General features: G+C 34.9%; 18 protein-coding genes. 6 read left to right on the top strand and 12 right to left on the bottom strand.

The window, feature by feature from the left end:
• Positions 1-133: 133 nt before the first annotated feature.
• Positions 134-1,477, top strand: coding sequence for a T9SS type A sorting domain-containing protein (locus K8344_RS10590; protein ID WP_237608667.1), 1,344 nt, complete (start codon positions 134-136; stop codon positions 1,475-1,477).
• Positions 1,478-1,573: 96 nt separating this feature from the next.
• On the opposite strand, the gene K8344_RS10595 is transcribed toward K8344_RS10590, so the two are convergent.
• The 10 genes from K8344_RS10595 to K8344_RS10640 form a co-directional block, all read right to left on the bottom strand.
• On the bottom strand, positions 1,574-2,143 hold the full coding sequence (locus tag K8344_RS10595; RefSeq protein ID WP_237608668.1) for a GNAT family N-acetyltransferase: 570 nt from the start codon (positions 2,141-2,143) through the stop codon (positions 1,574-1,576).
• 26 nt (positions 2,144-2,169) lie between these two features.
• The gene (locus tag K8344_RS10600; RefSeq protein WP_237608669.1) at positions 2,170-3,867 is read right to left on the bottom strand and encodes a sodium:solute symporter family protein; all 1,698 of its coding nucleotides are present in this window, start codon (positions 3,865-3,867) and stop codon (positions 2,170-2,172) included.
• 122 nt (positions 3,868-3,989) lie between these two features.
• A complete protein-coding gene (locus K8344_RS10605) occupies positions 3,990-6,482 on the bottom strand; it encodes a PIG-L family deacetylase (protein WP_237608670.1) in 2,493 nt (830 codons plus the stop codon).
• A 53-nt stretch (positions 6,483-6,535) separates the two neighbouring features.
• Positions 6,536-7,099, bottom strand: coding sequence for a mechanosensitive ion channel domain-containing protein (locus K8344_RS10610; protein WP_237608671.1), 564 nt, complete (start codon positions 7,097-7,099; stop codon positions 6,536-6,538).
• A 1-nt stretch (position 7,100) separates the two neighbouring features.
• Complete coding sequence (locus K8344_RS10615) at positions 7,101-8,042, bottom strand: septum formation inhibitor Maf (protein ID WP_237608672.1); 942 nt, start codon at positions 8,040-8,042, stop codon at positions 7,101-7,103.
• 32 nt (positions 8,043-8,074) lie between these two features.
• The gene (locus tag K8344_RS10620; protein ID WP_237608673.1) at positions 8,075-8,662 is read right to left on the bottom strand and encodes a Maf-like protein; all 588 of its coding nucleotides are present in this window, start codon (positions 8,660-8,662) and stop codon (positions 8,075-8,077) included.
• Between the two features lie 75 nt (positions 8,663-8,737).
• Positions 8,738-9,652 carry a geranylgeranylglycerol-phosphate geranylgeranyltransferase gene (locus K8344_RS10625; RefSeq protein WP_237608674.1) on the bottom strand — a complete coding sequence of 305 codons (915 nt, stop codon included), beginning with the start codon at positions 9,650-9,652 and terminating at the stop codon, positions 8,738-8,740.
• A 52-nt stretch (positions 9,653-9,704) separates the two neighbouring features.
• The gene (locus K8344_RS10630; RefSeq protein WP_237608675.1) at positions 9,705-10,232 is read right to left on the bottom strand and encodes a KdsC family phosphatase; all 528 of its coding nucleotides are present in this window, start codon (positions 10,230-10,232) and stop codon (positions 9,705-9,707) included.
• 31 nt (positions 10,233-10,263) lie between these two features.
• Positions 10,264-11,019, bottom strand: a complete 756-nt coding sequence (locus K8344_RS10635; protein WP_237608676.1) for a Rossmann-like and DUF2520 domain-containing protein — start codon at positions 11,017-11,019, stop codon at positions 10,264-10,266.
• Positions 11,020-11,226: 207 nt separating this feature from the next.
• Positions 11,227-11,814, bottom strand: coding sequence for a Crp/Fnr family transcriptional regulator (locus K8344_RS10640; protein WP_237608677.1), 588 nt, complete (start codon positions 11,812-11,814; stop codon positions 11,227-11,229).
• A gap of 78 nt (positions 11,815-11,892) precedes the next feature.
• On the opposite strand from K8344_RS10640, the gene K8344_RS10645 reads away from it, so the two are divergent.
• The 3 genes from K8344_RS10645 to K8344_RS10655 all read left to right on the top strand — a co-directional run bounded on the left by K8344_RS10645 (position 11,893) and on the right by K8344_RS10655 (position 15,938).
• Positions 11,893-12,180, top strand: a complete 288-nt coding sequence (locus K8344_RS10645; RefSeq protein ID WP_237608678.1) for a hypothetical protein — start codon at positions 11,893-11,895, stop codon at positions 12,178-12,180.
• A gap of 5 nt (positions 12,181-12,185) precedes the next feature.
• Positions 12,186-12,572: a group III truncated hemoglobin gene (locus K8344_RS10650; RefSeq protein WP_237608679.1), complete on the top strand. Its 387-nt coding sequence runs from the start codon at positions 12,186-12,188 to the stop codon at positions 12,570-12,572.
• 174 nt (positions 12,573-12,746) lie between these two features.
• Positions 12,747-15,938: a cytochrome c biogenesis protein CcsA gene (locus K8344_RS10655; protein WP_237608680.1), complete on the top strand. Its 3,192-nt coding sequence runs from the start codon at positions 12,747-12,749 to the stop codon at positions 15,936-15,938.
• A 495-nt stretch (positions 15,939-16,433) separates the two neighbouring features.
• On the opposite strand, the gene ggt is transcribed toward K8344_RS10655, so the two are convergent.
• Positions 16,434-18,149, bottom strand: a complete 1,716-nt coding sequence (ggt, locus tag K8344_RS10660; RefSeq protein WP_237608681.1) for a gamma-glutamyltransferase — start codon at positions 18,147-18,149, stop codon at positions 16,434-16,436.
• On the bottom strand, positions 18,146-18,730 hold the full coding sequence (locus K8344_RS10665; RefSeq protein WP_237608682.1) for an acyl carrier protein phosphodiesterase: 585 nt from the start codon (positions 18,728-18,730) through the stop codon (positions 18,146-18,148). The genes ggt and K8344_RS10665 overlap by 4 nt, the downstream gene beginning before the upstream one ends.
• 40 nt (positions 18,731-18,770) lie before the next feature.
• Here K8344_RS10665 and K8344_RS10670 point away from each other — a divergent pair, with 40 nt between their 5' ends.
• A complete protein-coding gene (locus K8344_RS10670; RefSeq protein WP_237608683.1) occupies positions 18,771-19,841 on the top strand; it encodes an acyltransferase family protein in 1,071 nt (356 codons plus the stop codon).
• On the top strand, positions 19,838-21,226 hold the full coding sequence (gene glmM / locus K8344_RS10675; RefSeq protein WP_237608684.1) for a phosphoglucosamine mutase: 1,389 nt from the start codon (positions 19,838-19,840) through the stop codon (positions 21,224-21,226). Before K8344_RS10670 ends, glmM begins: the two co-directional genes overlap by 4 nt.
• Positions 21,227-21,315: the final 89 nt, after the last annotated feature.

Below are 21,315 nucleotides of genomic sequence, written 5' to 3' on the forward strand. Positions count from 1 at the left end.
AGGGCAGCTTTTTTTTGTTGAAAATATTAATTAACCCTATATAATTCCGTCCTCATTATTTCTAAACATTCTAATTGTGCTACGTATATATAATGAATATATTTGGTAATATTTTAACAACAAAACCTAAACAATGAAGATTAAACTACTCAAAAATCAATCATTAATACTGTTTTTAGCTTTCCTGATATCGATTCCTAATTTCGGCTATGGGCAAGCTCTATCCAACTTTAAACATTTAAACAAAACAGTAATTCTGGATTGTGGACAAGGAGATGACAGCAATAATTTTGAGAATGGAAAAGAAATAGCAGGTGCAGAAATTATAAGGCATGCAGACGATTTTGACGTTGCTCCAAACAGCACTTTAAATATCCGTTCTGTAGAGTTAAATATAATAACGCTCCAACCTATTAATACGTTAGACTTGACATTTTATAACGATAACAATGGTTCTCCTGCCAGTACAGTTTTGGAAACAATTACTGGCCTTGAGCCATATGCACAAGTACCAATAGGATTTGCATTTAACGCCTATAGTGTTTATACAGTTATGGTAGAAGTTGATTTAACTTTTGAAGGAGGTGCATCGGGAGCTAAATATTGGATGGAACCCGTAGGACAAAATAACAGCATTGAGGTTTATTGGGAGGTTAATACCTCAGGAACTTTAGGAAAACCAATACACGGTAGAGCTGGAGGTCCATGGATTGAAAGTACAGACGGAGCGCAAGGAGTTTTTAAATTACACTGCGAGGTTGCTACCCCACCACCATTCGAGTGTATGTTTGATATTAATGGCATTGTAGAGCCAATAACCAGAGTTGCAATGGCTGATGTTGACAATACATCATCTCCAACCAGTACAGTAGCCTTAGAAGATTTTACTAGTACCGTAATTAATGCTGAAGTAGGAGCTTCACTCGATGTTGCATTGGAAGGAAATACTGAAGGACCTTATGAAAACTTTTTCACGGTTTTTATCAATACTGGCAGTACAGGTGAAGAGTGGAGTACATTTGAAGCTTTTGAGATTGGTTCTATTACTGGATCTACAGGGACAGATGGACAGCAGGCAACTGCAACAATTACTTTGCCTAATAGTTTAGAAGAAGGGGAATATCTGTTACGGGTAGTAAAGAATTTTGATGTTTCACCATTAGACCCTTGTGTGAATTACGCTTATGGACAGGCTGAAGACTATACCCTTAATATAGGTGGCACCGCTGGAATTAATGATTTCTCAAATGTAAAATTTACTTATTACCCTAATCCAATGGGGGACGAGTTAATTATAAATTCTAAGGAAAATATTAAAACTATCTCAGCTTTTAACCTACTAGGGCAAGAGGTGATAAATAATCATAAGTATACTAATAGTAAATTAAATGTTGCTGAGCTTTCGGCTGGAACTTATATTTTCAAGATTACCTTTGAAAACGAAATGACCGAGAACTTTAAAGTTGTAAAGAAGTAATTTCTATTTGAATGCTTTAATTAATTCAAGCTGCCCGAGTTAAAGGGCAGCTTTTTTATTGAATGAGTTTTGATATATAAAACAACTAATAGCCGATTATTGTAATAAAACCGAATTCTTCATATCAAAGGCTAAACTGATATAAATGTTGTTGTTGAATTCAAACTCATCTATAATTACCCAACCTAATTTTTTAGTATGTGCCTTAATTGAAATTTTATTCACTTTGTTGATAAAGGTAATAGAGATAGGATATTTTTTATAAAACTCAATTCTCATTTCTTCAAATAATTGATTGAGTAAGCCAGTTCCTCTGTATTTTTTATCAATACAGATAGGTCCGTATTGGAAAGTGTTTTCGGTTGTAATTTTGTTTTCATTGAATGAAAGTTGAGGCATTCGGGCAATCATTATCTTGAAAATATCCCATTGCTCAAAATACTTCCAACTTCCAGCGAAAGCATAGGCAACAACTTCGTTAGTATCATTTTCGGCGATAAACAATCCGTTAAGACTGATTATTTCTTTCAATTGAGAAATTGTAAAAGGAGTGGTTACAAAACCTTGTTTCCGTTCCTCTTCACTTAAATTGCGATATAAATATTTCTCCTGAAGTAAAAGAACCCCTTCAATGTCTTGTTTATAAGCCAATCTCGTATTTATCACAATTTCAGAATTTAGAATGAGAACTATTATCCAGCTATTTCTTCTTCTTTCTTATTGTTCGGTAAAACAGTTTGAAGGATTACAGCTATAGTCATTACAATAACACAACCAACTAAGTTAAGCCATAAATAAGGCATCAAATCGATATACCAGAAGTAAATTATTATTATTTGAGTAATTAGGGCTGCAATAAAAACTGCTTTGCTACGCACATATTTTATAAAGAAGGCTAGTAGGAATATTCCTAAAACGTTTCCATAGAAAATAGATCCGATAATATTTACCAACTGAATAAGATTGTCAAATAAATTTGCGGTACAGGCTACCCCAATAGCAATTACGCCCCAAAGAAGCGTAAAGCCTCGCGAAGCGGCAACGTAATGCTTTTCACGTTTCCCTGGTACATTTCTCTTGTAGAGATCTATGGTGGTCGTACTTCCTAAAGCATTCAGCTCTGAAGCCGTCGACGACATTGCCGCACTTAAAATTACAGCAAGCAATAAACCAATAAGTCCGCGTGGTAGGTTTGTTAAAATAAAATGTATAAAAACGTAATCCTTATCGTTAGTTTCAGCATTTGGATTAGCTTTCTTTATAAGTGATACCGATTGATTGCGAAGTTGTTGTTCACTTTTGTTTAAATCTTTTATCTCTTGTGCGATGCTTTGTTTTTCGGCATCTGTTTCTGCTTTTGCATAATTTAACTGAGCTGAGTTTAGTTGTAAATCTAGCGCACTTTTCTCCGCCTCTAACGCAGTGTATTCACTTGAATATTTCGATTGCTTTACATCTTTAACTGCGGAGGGATTAAAGTGAAGGGGAGAGCTGTTGAATTGATAAAACACAAAAACCATTATCCCTACAAGCAGAATAAAAAACTGCATTGGTACCTTTAGCATCCCATTCATAATTAGCCCCATTTGGCTTTGCTTTACACTTTTTCCAGAAAGATATCGCTGCACCTGACTTTGATCAGTACCAAAGTAGGAGAGGGCTAAAAAGGAACCTCCAATAATTCCACTCCAAAATGTATAGCGATTATCAAAATCGAATGAAAAATCAAGAATGTTCATTTTTCCGTTGGTACCTGCAATTTCTAATGCTTTAGTAAAAGTAATGTCTAGTGGAAGGTAGTTTAGAATTAGAAGGAAAGCAATCAGCATTCCGAAGAAAATCACAGCCATTTGTTGCTTTTGAGTAACACTTACGGCTTTTGTGCCTCCACTTACCGTATAGATTATTACTAATACTCCAATTATAACATTTAAGTAAATAAGGTTCCATCCAAGTACAGCGGAAAGAATAATAGAAGGAGCAAAAATGGTAATTCCACACGCCAAACCGCGTTGTATCAAAAACAGAATTGCCGTTAAGGTTCGCGTCTTTTTGTCGAAGCGATTTTCGAGGTATTCGTAGGCTGTATAAACATTTAGCTTGTGATAAATAGGAATAAATACCAAGCAAATAATTACCATAGCTATGGGTAATCCAAAATAAAATTGCACAAAGCCCATCCCGTCGTGAAAAGCTTGTCCCGGAGTAGAAAGAAAAGTAATCGCACTAGCTTGGGTAGCCATTACACTTAACCCTATTGTCCACCAATGAGCGTTATTTCCACCTTTTAAATAATCACCCGTATCTTTTTGTTGCCGCGATTTCCATGTGCCATAAAGCACGATAAATACTAACGTTCCAATTAAAACAATCCAATCTATCTGCTGCATTTAGGCGAAGTTTTGCATTAGTAAATAAAACAAATAGATGTATACAGCATTTAAAAGAAGTACTATTGTAAAGCTTCTTTTCCAAACAAATTTTTGTTTTTCCTCATTCATAATTTTATAAATTACTTTCCTATTGATAACATATTAGCAAACAATCTAAAAGCTCCTGGAACCCCTGCAGGAAGTTCTCTGAAAAAACTTAAACCTGTATAAATATAGTGTCCTTTGCCATATTTGGCAACTAAGAGAGAGCCTTTTGTTTGAGCTTCCCCACTGTCTTTCATACCCAGAAGTGGTGTAAATTCTTTAGCCCATTCATCAGGGAAATACAAACCTCGTTCTTGTACCCAACCTTCAAAATCTGCTTCAGTGATTTTGTTTGGAGTATTCATTATGGGGTGTTTTGGTGCTAGAAACTTTACATCAGAAAACTCATCAGTAACTCTGTCTCTTGAAAGTTTTAAGGAGTAGGGTGCAAGATCTTTAGTAACCAAGGCGTGGCTTGTGTTGTATTGTACAATGATTGTCCCACCATTTTCAACGTATTTGTTCAAAATAGGTTGTGCAAAAGCTAAGTCTGAAACCACGTTATAAGCGCGAATTCCAACTACAATTGCATCAAAATCTTTTAATGATTGTTCTGAAATGTTTGAAGGATTTATAGTTGTAACCGAATATCCAATTTGCCTCAGGCTTTCTGGAATAGCATCGCCAGCTCCGTTTATATATCCAATACTTTGTCCTTTCTTTTGAATATCAATTTTTGCGACCTTTGCTTCCGAAGGTAATAATACACTTTGAAAAGGAATATGGTCGTAATCGATAAGCACTAATTCCTTATCAAAAATTTCATTTTCGGCATTTATACTTGCTTCTAAATACCCTTCGCTTTGATTATTTGGTGGAGTAACCTTAAAAGTAAAAGCTTTTGTTGCTCCTTTTCGGCTCAGCTCAAAGGCTTGCCAACTTGGTTCAATTTTCCAACCTTCAGGATGTTTTAAACTTACACTCCCTGAAATATTATCTTTTCCAGCTCTAACGATTACCGAAACATTTCTTGAACTATTATCTGCGAAAATTAAAACCTTCTCAGGAATTGAAGCGGTGACCTTTGGTAGAATTTCAAGTGGACGATATACTTCTCCTTTAACGGGGTCGTTGAATTTATATATGATATCCTTAGTAAATGGAATTACAGTATTTCCAAATTGAAGTTCAAAAATTATTTGTTCAAATACAGGGGTCTCTCCAAGGCCGATTAAGTTTTTTGGTGCAGCATACATACCCACTGTTCCTTTTTCATTTAACCAATACGGTGAGGAGTAAGATGGATTGTTTTTTTCTGAATGAAGTGTAAGTTCTATATTTTTTTTGTTATTAAATGGAAGCGATTCAGTAGTATTCCAAAGTACTTTACCCTTAGCATTTTTAATCGATTTTAACGCCACGCTATTCCCTCCACGATTAACTGCTTCAACTGTTACATTAAGGTTGTCGTTAGGATTGATTTCATTTTCTTCGGAAACTGCTTCCAGGAAAATTCCGCCACAATCTAAAATGAGTTGTTTTAGTTGCGCTAATTTAATTTTTCTCCAATGCTTGTTTTCTAAGTTTGATATTAGTGGATAGACTTCTAATAATTGCGGAAGCATTTGAGAAGGATTTTCGAAGTTGAAGTTTTCTTCTAATGGCTTTAGAATAGCTGCAATTTCATTTCCTCCTTCAAGTCTCGACCAATCTGTATTTATTCCTTCAAAAAGATTGTTATCTGAAGGTTTTGAACCTTTAAGAATTTCTAGATATTCAGTTTCAGAACCGCGAGAGCCCGTACTTCCAAATCCTTGCGATTTGTGCATGCTTCTACTCAGCGAGGCTATTTCTCCATTGGATAATCCGAGTGAAGGAAAGTAATTGCCAATTTCTACTTTTACGTGATCTGATTTATCTGCTTTTTCAAATTTTTCTTTACTGCCATAAAACCAATACGAGGTATTAAAAAACAAACGTTGAGGTTTCCAAACTCCGTGTTCTTTTGCAGATTCAGGGAATTTTTTTTCATCATTAGCCAAGTCGAAACTTTCTAAACTCAGCATGGCCGAAGCTGTGTGATGTCCGTGTGTGCTACCAGGACTACGATGATCGAAACGGTTTATAATAATGTCTGGTTTAAACTTTCGGATGGTCATTACTACATCGCTTAAAACATCCTCTTTTTTCCAAAACTCAAATGTTTCATCTGGATTTTTGCTATATCCAAAGTCATTGGCGCGCGTAAAAAATTGCTGTCCGCCGTCAATTTTACGAGCTTCAAGAAGTTCTTGCGTACGAATAACGCCAAGTAATTCTCTAAGTTCTGGGCCTATTAAATTTTGCCCGCCATCCCCTCTTGTTAACGAAAGATAGGCGGTATTTGCGTGGACATCATTTACCAAATACGAAATAAGCCTTGTGTTTTCATCATCGGGATGGGCAGCAATATATAATGCCGACCCTACAAAATTTAGTTTTTGGAGGTTGTGATATATTTCGGATGCGGTTGGTTTTTTCGGGGCTTGTGCAGTAGCAGCTAGTGTAAATAATAAAAGCAGAAAGCTATAAATCGATGTTTTTTGCATAAAAATAGTACTGTTTTATTCGATAATTTTTCAAAGATACCTATTTGAGAAAATTATATGGGAGGCAACTCTTCCTTATTTTTCTCGAGATTTTGTAAGTGCTCTTGAATTTCTTCTGGGCGAATAATACTCACACCTTTCTGAAGCATCATACTATTTGGATAAGTTACAATTTCATTTTCTGGGGTATGCAGGATAATATGAAATGTTTTAATATCTTCAATGGTTCCTTCGCAAGGGACTTCCTTATCGTGAATTTTTATATAATCCCCAATTTTATATGGGAAAGTAAAAAACATTATTACCCCACTAGTAACATTGCTAAGGATAGACCATTGTGCAAAAAAAGCAATCCCGATTACAGCAAATACCGACGACATTACTAAGCCTAAGTTTTCAAAATCAAGCCCCCAAATAATGAAAAGTCCTAGCGCTACTAAAAAATAGATAGAATAATCTATGTGTTTTAAAATTAAACCAGTTCGGTGCTCTAAACGTTCAATTTTATCGGCGAAATTTCGAACTGTTCTTTTTAAAATTATTCTTATCAAGATTAGTACTACTATTAGAATGATAGATTCTAATAGTTCTGGATATATTTCTTTAAGGTTTATCATATTAGTATGTTTTCAACCCCAATGAATCCCGAAGGTGCAAAAACTCATTTTTGTTTTCTTTCCAATAAGCGCTTTGTAAACGCTTAGATTTTATGGCAGTTGTTTTAAGATGACTTGTGTCCGTTGTGTTTTGAGCATTTACCTCTTCCCATTTTTCAATTTCATATGGAAAATCACTTTGAAAAAATAGTCTTAGTTCTCTTTGTAATTCGGGATAGTTTAAGGTGTAAATTGAAATGGAATCTCCTTGTCTTAAATTTGCTGTAGCATTGTAAGCTTTTGCTCCTCTATGATAAAACCTCAAGTATTCAAATGAAGGAATTAGCATTAAATTACCCGTAGGTAATTCTTCTGGATTGATACGGATGAGATTCCAAAGTTCATTTTCTAACCAAGTTTTAGGCAAACTAAAGTTTTTATCGCCTTCATCAGCAAAGTAAGAGTGACTTCTAATTTCGTAATTATTTCTATTGTTGAGTTGCATGTAAATCTGCCCACACCATTCCTGCACACTAGTACTAATCTTTATTGCATTTTCTCGAGTAGAAATCGGACTAAATGTGCTCGTCATTACAGAATAGGGATAGATACCAGTATTGAAGTTCTTAGTTTGATTTAATTTTAATACTGAAATGTTTTCCTTGGCATCGTTATCTGCTTTTACTTGTTCCTTAGGTAAGAAATTTTCTGAAACAAAAATGTTTACCGTTTTCCCTTTTCTAATTTCACTGTAGCGTTCTTGCGATAAATCGTACGAAGTAATTTCCGCCTTTCCGCTGTACCAATAATCTTCAAACTCCTGTGATACGTTTCTGTAGGCAACATCATTTTCCTTGATGGTTTCATTTGTATTTTTAGAGAACTCTTTTTTTTCTTCGGAAGAATTACAACTAAATAAAAATAGCGAAAGGAAAAGTAGTGCAAAAAGTCTGAAGAGATACATGAGCGAAGGTTTTACGTAAAAATAGCAAAAAATCAGCGCTCGGCAATCTCGGTTAACGTTTTATAAACAAGGCGAGTAGGTAAACCCATTACATTAAAATAGCAACCTTCAATTTTCTCGATTCCTATATATCCTATCCATTCTTGAATTCCATAGCTTCCTGCTTTGTCAAAGGGTTTGTAAGTTTTTATATAGTAATCAATTTCCTCTTCAGTGAGCGCTTTAAACCATACCTTTGTAGTGTCGTTTACCCTTATTTGAAACTCTTTGGATGTAAAACAAACCGATGTTATAACCTCGTGAAACTTGCCGCTTAAGCTTTTCAGCATTTCTTTGGCTTCTCGACTATCTTTTGGTTTGCCAAGAGCACTGTTTTCTTTCCAAACAATAGTGTCGCTAGTAATTAAAATATCGTTTGTTTCAAGTGATTTAAATGCAGATGCTTTAAGTTGAGAGAGGAAATCTGTAATCTCTTCTCGATTTAAATCTGAATTATATTTTTCATCAACCTCTTTTACTTGAATGGTATAATCTATATCCAAATCCTTAAAAAAAGCTTGTCTTCGTGGCGAGCCTGAAGCAAGGATGATGTTGTAGTTTTTTAATTTTTCTTTTAGCATTTTTAATTCAAGGTTTCTTTGTGTAGTGGCTTTATAGATTTATCTGTGAAACCAATAATTTAAGATTTAAATTGTTTACTCCAAAACTACATATTGAAAAAGCGGAATTGAACAAACTCCCAAAAACATTACAACTTTTAATACTTTGGAAAGTATTGCGTAGTGTTTAATTGTTTTTGCGTCCCAAATTTTTACACAGAAAAAGAGTAGGGGGCCTACAATTGCAAAAAGGAAGTAAAGAGATAAAATTTGATAATTGTAAAGGTATTCGTACATATAATAAATAACCCCGAAAACCATTAGGGCTGCTAATACAAAAACAATTTTACTTGTTCTTTTTCTACCAATAGCAATTGGCAACGTGTTAATTCCTCCTTTTTTATCACCGTTTATATCTTGTAAATCCTTAACTATCTCACGAATAAAATTAAGTGCTAGCGCAAAAATTGAAAAATAAAGCACTACTCTAAAAACCGACGATTGTATTTCTTTGTTTTCGACTGTTATTGCAGGTAGCAAATCAAAAAGCGTTACAATTATAAGACTCATTGCAACTAAAAAGGAGACTACTAAATTTCCTATGAGAATAATTCCCTTTAAATAAGACGAATACAAATACAGCAAAGCAGAGAAAACGATGAAAAGCGCAGCAAAACCGGGTTTACCGATGCTGTTGGCGAGATAAAACCCTATACCTACACCTAAAACATTTAGGGCGATAAATAAATTGTTCGCGGTTTGTTCCGAAATCTTTTTACCGATTAAAACTTTCTGTGGCTTGTTGATTCTATCAATTTCGACATCGTATATATCATTGATAATATTTCCGGCTGCAGCTAGGCAAAGTGTTGCTATCACTAATAAGGCAAAATTGAAATCACTTAGTGTAATATCAACTTCAAAAGGTATAAAAAGCCCATACCTAATGAGTATTTGCACCAAGGCGATAAAAAGCAGATTTTGGTATCGAACTAGATTGAGGTAATTCAAGAGTTAGATTTTAAATTCAGCATTTTTGTTAAGTGTCAAACTTCAACTAAAATTAATCGTATTTAGCACTAACTTTTTCAGTGATTAGCCATTTTCCGTGTACTTTTAGCACTTGCTCGATAACATCTCGAACGCATCCTTTTCCACCGTTTTTATGTGAAACGTATTTAGAGATGTTTTTTATTTCTGGTACTGCATCTTGTGGGCATGTAGGCAAACCAACTTCTTGCATAACTTCATAATCAGGTAAGTCATCTCCCATATAGAGAATGTTATCCTTCTTTAAATTATGTGTTTTTAAGTAGTTGTCTAAAATTTCAGTTTTATTATGAGCTCCCAGAAAAACATCTTTTATTCCAAGATTTTGTAGCCTCACTCTCACGCCTTCATTAGATCCACCTGAAATAACACATACATTAAAACCCTTGTCTACAGCAGTTTTAAGTGCGTAACCATCTTTCACATTCATTGTGCGAAACATTTCACCTTGGGTGTTAACTTGGATGCTTCCGTCAGTAAGAACACCATCAACATCAAAAATAAAAGTGTTTATATTTTTTAAATATTCTTTATAACTCATTTTCTAATTTTTCTATGAATACTCTGTTTTTTTAGTTGAAATTGTTTTTTAAGGCATCAGTAAAAAGTTCATAAACGTTTCTGTAGTTACTGTCATCCAACAAATTTAAATGTTTTTCAATGGTTTTAACGTCATTTCGTTTTGCTGGGCCTGTTTGTGCTTCTTTTGGGGATAGGGTTTCAATTTTTAATGCTGTTTCCTGAATTAATGGTTTAAGCAAATCAAATGAAAGGTTTTCCTTATTTAAAATATCACCACCTATATGGTATAGGTAATTGGTAAAGTTATTTACAAAAACTGCTGCTAAATGTAATTTAGCCCGTTCCTCGGAAGAAATTTCTGAAACATTTTCAGAAATGGTCTTTCCTAAATTTTGAAGTATTTCCAAGTCTGAAGCGTTTTCGGCTTCTATGCATATTGGGATATTCTTAAAACTAACTTCTCGTTGTTTTGAAAAGGTTTGTAATGGATAAAAAATTCCACGTCTGTTGTTTTTAGAAAGTACATTCATAGCTGCACCACCTGAAGTGTGCACAACCAATTTATTTCGAAGGATCAAGCTTTCAGAAAAAGATGAAATAGCATCGTCTGGAATCCCAATAATATAGACATCGGCTTCTTTAATTTCCGAAATTTTATCAGTAAATGAAATTGATTGAGATGAAGAATCTAAGTCTATTTTACTTCTGTTAAACACTTGTTTTACAGTTGCTTGACTGCTGTTGTTAAAAGCTTTAAATAAGTGGCTGTTTACGTTGCCAAATCCTAAAAGAATCACATTTATCATAACGCGAAGTTAGCCTTTTTATAAATTTCAAAATTGATTTTATTATTAATTATAATCTTCATAAAAAGTTGAATAATAAATTTTAATTTTCTAGTCTCTAGTCTCTAGTCTCTAGTCTCTAGTCTCTAGTCTCTAGTCTCTAGTCTCTAGTCTCTAGTCTCTAGTCTCTAGCCTCTAGTCTCTAGTCTCTAGCCTCTAGATTAATTCTCACCTAAACACCTTATGCCTAATAATTTTCACTTCACCATCTTGTTCAAGTTGTTTGATGGCTCGAATTACGGTTTCAACGCGTTGACCTGTTAAATCTGCAATTTGCTGTCGAGTGAGTTCTACTTGAAATAATTCGTCGCCTCCATATTTCTTTTTTAGAAAATCTATCAACGTCAAAATGCGATGCTCTGGAGAGTGAACAGATATTTCTTTTAAAATTGTGGCTTTATAGTACAGCCGTTTGGCTAGAGCTTTTGTGAAATTTAAATTAATTTCAGGATTGTGAGTGAGTAATTCAAACAATTTTGTTTTCGGCAATTTATAAAATTCGGATCGCTTTACTGCGGCTGCTGATGCAGGGTATTTAAACGCTCCAAATAATGGTGGTTCGGCGAAGCTTTCCCCTTTATAAAAAAATGCTTGTACAAATTCCTTCCCGTCGTCGTTTACATTAAACATTTTTACCGCTCCGGATTTTATTTGAAAATAGAAATCTGCGCGAGTATTCTCGCGAACGATTATTTCTGAAGCTTCTGTGTGTTCGAGTGTTGCTTCATAATCTAATAATAAATCTTCAGGAATCATCTCTTTATGATTTGCCTCATAAAATAAGGCTTGGTTCGCTTTGTAAATTTACTCCAAATTATACAAAACCCTAATGTTATGAGACATCTATCTATAAAAGAAATGCAGCACGAATTTTCAAAGGACTATTATATGTATATTCCCTTAACCATCATTCTAAATAGTTGCGTGGGTTCTATCGCGGCGATGGCAATTTTGGCTCAAGGTACAAGTTTGTTGTCGGGAATAGAACTGACCATTGTTGTCTCCCTTTGTATGGGCTATAATGCAGCACTTTTGGCAGGCACTAATAAAAAATTCGCCTTTTGGCTTTTAACAGTAAGTATGGTTGTAAACATATTGCTGATTTTGATAACTTTGCTGTAAAAATAATGAAAAAGAAAATTGAATCTCGGGAAGATGTATCCTTACTTGTAAATACTTTTTATTCGAAAGTCAGGAAAAACGAACTTCTCGGACCTATTTTCAATGGAATTATAGAAGATTGGCCTTCGCATCTGGAACTCCTTACAGATTTTTGGGAGACCAATCTTTTCTTTCAACGAAAATACTTCGGAAACCCAATGCATGCTCACGTTGAAGTTGACAAAAAAGTGGGCGGTACAATCAACGAACTTCATTTTGGAACCTGGATTAATCTTTGGCACGAAACTATAAATGAACTTTTTGAAGGTGAAACAGCCGAAATAGCCAAAAATAGAGCTAGAAATATGGGTACATTTCTGAATTTAAACATATTCAATTCTCGAAATAATTAACTGCAATAATTACTTAGTTTAATAGGTAAAAATCAATGTGTTTAACGAAAATATTGAATTAAATTCAAGAATTTATAACATTAAATAAACGAGTGTTTTAGCAGTGTAAGTACGATGTGTTTTTAATAGATTAAATGAACGCAATTACTTATTTTTGCTGCAAAATTTATCGAAATGCAAAAAAAGATTGCTTCCGTCCTTTTCTCTACCAAATTAACAGCAGTTTTATTTATCGTTTACGCCATTGCAATGGCAGCGGGTACCTTTATGGATGCAGACTCCCAAAGTCCGCCAACGCCATATACTCGTGAGCTTATTTACAATGCTTGGTGGTTTGAAGCTATTATGGTATTGTTTGCCATAAACTTTGTAGGAAATATTTTTAGATATAATCTTCATAAACCTAAAATGTGGGCCACTTTATTGCTTCACGTTTCTCTAATTTTAGTTATAGTTGGAGCTGCGGTAACAAGATATATCGGCTTTGAAGGGGTGATGCATATTCGTGAAGGTCAGACAGAAAACGCTATTCTTTCTGAAGAAACTTACCTAGACGTATTTATCGATGGCGATTACATGGTTAATGGAGTAGCACAACGCCGAAAAGTAAAACCAAAAAAACTTCGTCTTTCTGAAAAGTTAAATAACAACTTCACGATAAACACTGATTATAACGGCAAGGATGTTACAATCAAGTATAAAAATTTCATCAAAGGCGCTAAGCAAGATTTAAGAGAAACTGAAGAAGGCGAAGAATATATAAAGATAGTTGAGTCTGGAGATGGAGAACGCCACGAACACTGGGCAAAAGTGGGCGATGTTTCTAATATTCACAATATTCTTTTTGCTATTAATAAACCTACTGATGGGGCGATAAATATTACTTTTTCTGAAGACGGAAATCACACGATTTCTAGTCCGTTTGCCGGAAACTTTATGCGAATGGCAGACCAAATGGAAGGGGAGGTTGTAGCCGACAGCGTTCAACCGTTTAATATGCGATCGCTTTATCGTATGGCAGGAACATCATTTGTAATTCCTGATCCAATTACTAAAGGGGAGTTTGGAATGGTTAAAGCTCCAGCAGACGAACCTAGCAACCAAGATGCACTTATCGTTGAAGTTGCTACAGATAATGAAACCAAAACAGTTGAACTGCTTGGAGGAAGAGGAACTTCGCCAAATCCAAAGGAAGTACAAATCGATGGCTTAAAAGTTTATTTGTCCTACGGTTCTGAAAGTATTGAACTTCCTTTTTCTATAACACTAAACGATTTTATTGCTGAAAAATATCCTGGTACTGAAAAAGGGTATTCTTCATTTATGAGTAAGGTTACGGTTATCAATGAGGATAAAACACATTTTGACGCCGATATCTTTATGAATAATGTACTAGACCATGAAGGTTATCGTTTCTTCCAATCTGGATTCGATCCTGATGAAGGCGGTACAATTCTTTCTGTAAACCACGACTGGTGGGGAACTTGGATTACATACATCGGTTACTTTTTACTGTATGTGGGATTAATGGCAATTCTTTTTACTAAACACAGTCGTTTTGGTAAACTTGAAAAAACACTGACTAAAATTAAAAAGAAGAAGAAAAACATGATTACTGTCCTGGTATTACTACTTTCTTTTAGTGGTATGGCACAACACAGTGAGCACGCAACGCATCGACCTGTTGATAAAGCAAAGATAGATTCGTTAATCGTTGCTAATGCGGTAAGCAAAGAACACGCAGCCGAATTTGGACACTTGATTATTCAGGACAATGGGCGAATGAAGCCTATCAACACTTTCTCAAGTGAATTATTAAGAAAAATAAGCCGAAGCGACCACTATCAAGGATTGGATGCTAACCAGGTGTTTATTTCGATGACGGAATTTCCTAGACTTTGGGTTGAAGTGCCTTTAATTGCACTTAAACGCGGAAACGATAGTATCCGTCACGTAGCGGGAGTTTCTGAAGATCAAAAAAATATTTCGCTATTAGATCTTTTTGACGACAAAGGAAATTACAAGTTAGAACCATTTTTAGCGGCTGCAACAAGCACTAATACTCCTAACCAATACCAAAAGGATTTTATAAAAGCTCACGAAAATTTTTCGCTTTTAAACTCAGCCTTAAGTGGAGGGATTTTAAAAATCTTCCCAATTCCAAATGATGAGAGTAAGAAATGGGTTTCATACCCAGAATTGAATGAAGCCAACCTAACAGGAATGGACTCGTTGTATGCTAAAAATATACTTCCGTTGTATTTTGATAGCCTTAAAAAAGCACGTGAAAACGGTGATTACTCCAAATCTGATGAGCTATTAGAGAGTATTACCAATTTTCAGAAAAAATACAGCGCCGATATAATGCCTTCTGAAAATAAACTGAGAGCGGAAACTTTTTACAATAAAGTTGATATCTTCAATCGTTTGTACAAATACTTCGCAGTATTTGGAATTATAATGATTGTATTTATTGTAGCTCAGCTTATAAAAGATCGAAAAGTACTTAGAGTTTTAATAAAATCTACCAAAGTTATTATGTGGGTTTTATTTATAGCAATGACGCTAGGGCTTGCTTTACGCTGGTATGTAAGTGGACATGCACCTTGGAGTGATGCTTATGAATCTGTAATCTATGTAGCTTGGGCAACAATTTTCTTTGGACTTTCTTTTGGTAATCGAAGTGATTTAACTGTGGCAGCTACATCGTTTGCGGGTGCAATTATTCTTTGGGTTGCACACCAGAGTTGGTTAGACCCTTCTATTGCAAATCTTCAACCGGTACTTGATAGTTATTGGTTAATGATTCACGTAGCAGTAATTGTAATGAGTTACGGTCCGTTTACACTTGGAATGATGCTAGCAGTAGTTTCTATGTTCCTTATGATTTTCACTACCAAGAAAAACTTTAAGCGAATGGAATTAAACATTACCGAGCTTACTGTAGTGACGGAGTTAGCACTGACTGTTGGATTGGTTTTACTTACCATCGGAAACTTTTTAGGTGGACAATGGGCTAACGAAAGCTGGGGTAGATACTGGGGCTGGGACCCAAAAGAAACTTGGGCACTTATTAGTATTATGGTTTATGCTTTCGTAATTCACGCTAGATTAGTACCAGGATTACGCGGAAAATGGACCTTCAACATGTTGGCGTTGTTTTCATACGCTTCAATTATGATGACTTATTTCGGAGTAAACTTCTACTTAAGTGGTCTTCATTCTTACGCGAGTGGTGATGCACCTGCAACCCCAACGTTTGTATGGTGGATTACCTTATTTGCAGTAGTGTTAAGTGCAGTGTCTTATTTCAGATACAAGAAGTTTTATATAAAGAAGAAGAAAAAATCCAAACGAGTTAAATAGCGGTTTGTTTTAGAGAAATGAGGTAACTTCCAGGAAGAAAGAATAAAGATTAAAAATTAGTCTTGTCCGACTAGGATGAAAGACCGCTACGCTGAAAGATATAAGACGTAAGACTCACTCCTTAATAGGTTGAAAGCTAGATAAAGTGGATTAAACATATTATTGATTTATAAATTTCAATGCCAAGTCTAATAGCAAGCGGTTTTTTGGTAAAAAATGTTTGAATCACTTGTAATCTTTGACGCTACAGAGTTTCTAATTATTTTACTCGGACATTAATAATTAAAAAACCCTCTTAGAAGCTAGATTAAAAAAAAACAAGAGTAAAACCTTTTGCATTCTTAATTTAATTTAAAACCTAATAAAGTAATTCAGTTTTTTTAAAAGTAATTAAAGCGGTCAAAGGTAACTATAGATTTTAAAGCCTTTGGAAAACCAACTATTTTAAATAATAGTTGCGGCTAATCCGCTATTCACCATTAAATAACTCATAATTTAAAATCCAATCGCTGCATCATCTCCACGGTGGTCTGCACCGCCTTGCAATTTGCCATTTTCTAATTTTAAAATTGCATCAACTTTTCCAATAATTGGATCAGTTTCGAGGTTTTCAGGATATCCTTTTTGTTTTAATTCTTCAATAATTTCACGAGGGAATCTTTCAAATTCGTATCGAACAGCATCGGGTAACCATTGATGATGGAAACGAGGTGCATCAACGGCTTCTTGCATATTCATATTAAACTCATAAACATTTAAAATTGTTTGTGCTACCGAGGTGATAATTGTAGAACCTCCAGGCGTTCCAACTACCATAAATAGTTCATCATTCTTTTCAACAATTGTTGGTGTCATAGAGCTTAACATTCGCTTTTGAGGGGCTATAGCATTTGCTTCGCCTCCTACGAGTCCGTAAACATTAGGCTCTCCTGGTTTTGCGCTAAAATCGTCCATTTCATTGTTTAGGAAAAAGCCAAGTTCACTAGCATAAAGTTTAGAACCATAAGCTGAATTTAATGTTGTAGTAGCCGAAACTGCATTTCCAAAGGAATCTACGATAGAATAATGTGTTGTTTCTGTACTTTCATACCCCATAATTACTCCTGGTTTAACTTCTGTAGAAGGCGTAGCAGCATCAAAAGAAAAATTTTGCATTCGCTGTGATAAATAGGCTTCATTGAGAAGTGAATCTGTTGGAATTTCTACATAGTCGGGATCACCAAGGTAAAAACTTCTGTCGGCATACGCACGACGTTCAGCTTCAGCAAGCACCTGAATGTACTTTGCACTGTTGTGCCCATAGCTAGAAAGAGGGAAGGGTTCAACCATTTTTAAGATCTGTGATAAACAAATTCCACCGCTAGATGGAGGAGCCATCGAAATTATTTTTAAATCTTTATAGTTAAAAACAATTGGCTCACGCCACTGTGCTTCATAGGCTGCTAGATCTTCTAGGGTTATAATTCCTCCCTTTTCATTTAAAAAGGAAACTAATTTTTTAGCTGTTTCTCCTTCATAGAATTCAGAACGTCCGTTTTGCGCAATTAATGTCAAGGTGTTTGCTAAAGCTTCGTTTTTAAGTGTGTCACCTTTCTTATATGTTTCAGTAAATAGATTTTTTTCACCGCTTACTTCTTCAAATATAGTTTTGTAATGTTCCAGTCTTTCTGCCTGTTGTTCGGTAATAATATATCCGTTTTTAGCAAGGTCGATAACAGGTTTTAAAATTACTTCTATTGGTAAACTTCCCAATTTCTCATGTACTGCAAACACTCCTGCTACTGTACCAGGCACGCCCACAGCAAGCGCTCCAACAGAGCTTTTTTCGGATATAAAGTTTCCTTCTTCATCCAAATACATATTTTTTGTAGCGGCCATAGGCGCTTTTTCACGATAGTCTAAAGACCCTATTTCACCGTATTCGCTGCGGTAAACCATAAAGCCACCGCCACCTAAATTACCAGCATAGGGGAAACAAACAGCTAATGCCAATTCGGTAGCAATCATAGCATCAAAAGCATTTCCGCCCATTTTTAGAATTTCTGTGCCAATGCGAGAAGCTTCTTCTCTAGCTGAAACGACCATGGCACTATCAGCTACTACAGCTTCTTTGCTTTCGGTTTTAGGTTTTTCGAAACTGTTTTGGGTGGTAACTTTTTCTTTGCAGGCAAATACTAATAAAACAATTAAAACTAATGAGTAATGTTTCATAATTCAATAAGTTTTTGGTTAGCGTGTATTATTAATTCATCAAAAAATGAGGTAAATTCATATTCAAATTCTTCGTAATATTCTTCGAGTTCAACCACTGCTAAGTTCATTTTTGCAACTCCTTTAGTGCGTACATTCATTTGGGCTAGTATCTTACCTATACCTTCAACAGTGGCGTAGCTAAGCAACCAGTTATCAGCTATCATATACGGCATCATTCGCTGAATTCTAGCGGGAAGTATGGTAAAGTTATTTCGAAGCAACTCATAAAATTCTTCTACATACTCATCCAAAGGTTGGTTGGAATATTTTTTCCAATTTTTTGCAAGATAATGGTCGTATAGGATATCTACAATTACACCACTGTAATGACTGTAGTTTTTGTGAAGTCTCTTAGTACTTTTATGAACAGTGGGGTGAGAATCGGTAAAGGAATCGATCGCCCGATGCAGTAAAATTCCTTTTGCAATTTTAGGTGGATATTTAAGGTACCGCTTTCCTTTTATGCCATCTGCAATAAAATTTCCAATTGTAATTTCGTCGTCATCTCCGGAGAGATAAATATGTGCTAAAAAGTTCATTCAATAAATATATGTATTTTTGAATTGTAAATATTGAATATTGAATAGATTACCGAATTTAGATCCACTACGGTTTTTCCTGGCTTCCATCGTGTTGCTATTCCATTTACCTCAGCTTTCGCACAACCAAGGGCTTCCGTCATTTGATGGGCTTCCCATTTATCATCGTGGCGTGGAAGCAGTTTATATGTTTTTTATTTTAAGTGGATTTCTTATTATTCGTCTTATTTATCGCGCCAAAATTAGAGGTGTATTTTCAATAAAAGACTTTTATATTCGTCGCGTTCTTCGAATCTTCCCGCTTTATTATCTAGTTTTAATATTTGGTCTCTTTTTTTATAACGTGATTTTGCCTTTTGCAAATATTCCTTTTGATATAAATTACACTTGGAAAGAAGCATTTTTTTATAATGTATTTTTTCTTCCTAATGTGTTTGCACAAAAATTTGAACCAGGAGGTATTATTGAAGTTCTATGGTCCATTGGTATTGAAGAGCAATTTTATCTTGTTATTGCACCACTGCTGTTTTTTATAAATGTTAAATGGGTATTACGCGTTTTAATAGGCCTTATGATTGGGTATTTCATCATTTATTGGTCTGATGCTTTTGAATTTCTTCGGAAGTATATCTTCGTGTTTTTCTATTTATTTTTTGGTGGCATAATTGCAATATTAGAAGAAAACAAAAAACTTGAGTTTTTAAAACGTACGGTTATCTTTCCAATACTTATTTGCTCGTTCACATTGCTTTATTTTATTACCGATTGGTTGCAAATAGAACCATTATGGGCTCGGTCTATGTTAACTTGTTTATTGTTCGGGTTTTTTATCCATACTTTAGCCTTCAATAATAGAGGTGTAGCGTTAAAGAGTTCTATTTTTAATCATCTGGGGAGTATTTCGTATGGTATTTATATGTATCATGTTATAGTATTGAATGCTGTGGTGTTTTTGTTTTTAAAAGTGGACTTTTTACAAAACCTTAATGAAACTTTAACCATAATTTTAATGCACCTGCTTATCTTCGTAGGAACAATTTTAATAGCTCATATATCATACACTTATTTTGAGTTATATTTTTTAAAACTGAAAAATAAATTTAGAAAATGACATTAATAAAATCTATATCAGGCATCCGCGGAACCATTGGCGGTTTGCAAAGTGAAAACTTAACTCCAATCGATGCTGTAAAATACGCAGCTGCATACGGTAGTTGGGTAAAGAAGCAACGCAACAAAGAAACACATAGAGTAGTGGTGGGGCGTGATGCCAGGATTTCTGGTGAAATGATTCAGCAATTGGTTATGAACACATTAGTTGGGATGGGTATAACGGTAATAGACCTAGATCTTTCTACCACTCCTACAGTTGAAATGGCGGTAATGATGGAACACGCCGACGGGGGAATTATCCTTACAGCTAGTCACAATCCAAAGCAATGGAATGCTCTTAAATTATTGAACAATAAAGGTGAGTTTTTAAATGCTGCAGCGGGACAAGAAATTCTTGATATTGCTGAAGCTGGAAATATAGAATTTGCTGAGGTTGATGACTTAGGCGAAATTCATAAAAACGATGCCTATATAGACTTACACATCGATGAAATTTTAGATTTACCTCTAGTAAATGTCGATGCTATTAAAGCTTGTAAATTTAAGGTAGTGGTTGATGGTGTTAATTCAACAGGAGGAATAGCGATACCGTTGTTATTAGAAGCTTTAGGAGTAGAGCCAGTAAAATTATATTGTACTCCAAATGGCCATTTTCCTCACAACCCAGAACCTTTAAAAGAGCATTTGGGCGATTTAATGAAAATGGTGGTAGATGAAAATGCCGATTTCGGAATTGTAGTAGATCCCGACGTAGATCGTTTAGCATTTGTTGATGAAAAAGGTGAAATGTTTGGGGAAGAATATACCTTAGTAGCTGTTGCTGATTATGTGCTAAAGCATACACCAGGAAATACTGTTAGCAATATGTCTTCGTCTAGAGCCTTACGCGATGTTACCGAAAAACACAACGGAACTTATACAGCTAGTGCAGTTGGTGAAGTGAATGTAGTTGAAATGATGAAAGAAACCAACGCAGTAATTGGTGGTGAAGGTAATGGTGGAATTATCTATCCAGAATTACATTACGGCCGAGATAGCTTGGTAGGAGTAGCTTTATTTTTAAGTCATTTAGCAGAACAAAAAATGGCCGTTAGCGAACTTCGTGAAACATACACCTCATATTTTATGAGTAAGAAGAAAATTGAGCTTACTCCAACATTGGATGTAGATGCAATTTTAAAAGCAATGGAAGCCAAGTATGCATCAGAAGATATCAATACCGTGGATGGCGTTAAAATAGATTTTCCTGAAAATTGGGTACACTTACGTAAATCCAATACAGAGCCTATTATTAGAATATATACCGAAGCCAAATCGCAAGAAGAGGCAGATAGCTTAGCCGATAAAATTATTGCTGAAATTAAGGCAATAGCTAATATATAGTAAGCAATATATATTAAATATTAATGGCCCCAAGTGGGGCCATTTTTTGTAAATATTAATTTTCAAGTATAACATATTGAAGACCTTCC

It is taken from the genome of Aequorivita xiaoshiensis (assembly GCF_022008395.1).
Classification (GTDB): domain Bacteria; phylum Bacteroidota; class Bacteroidia; order Flavobacteriales; family Flavobacteriaceae; genus Aequorivita; species Aequorivita xiaoshiensis.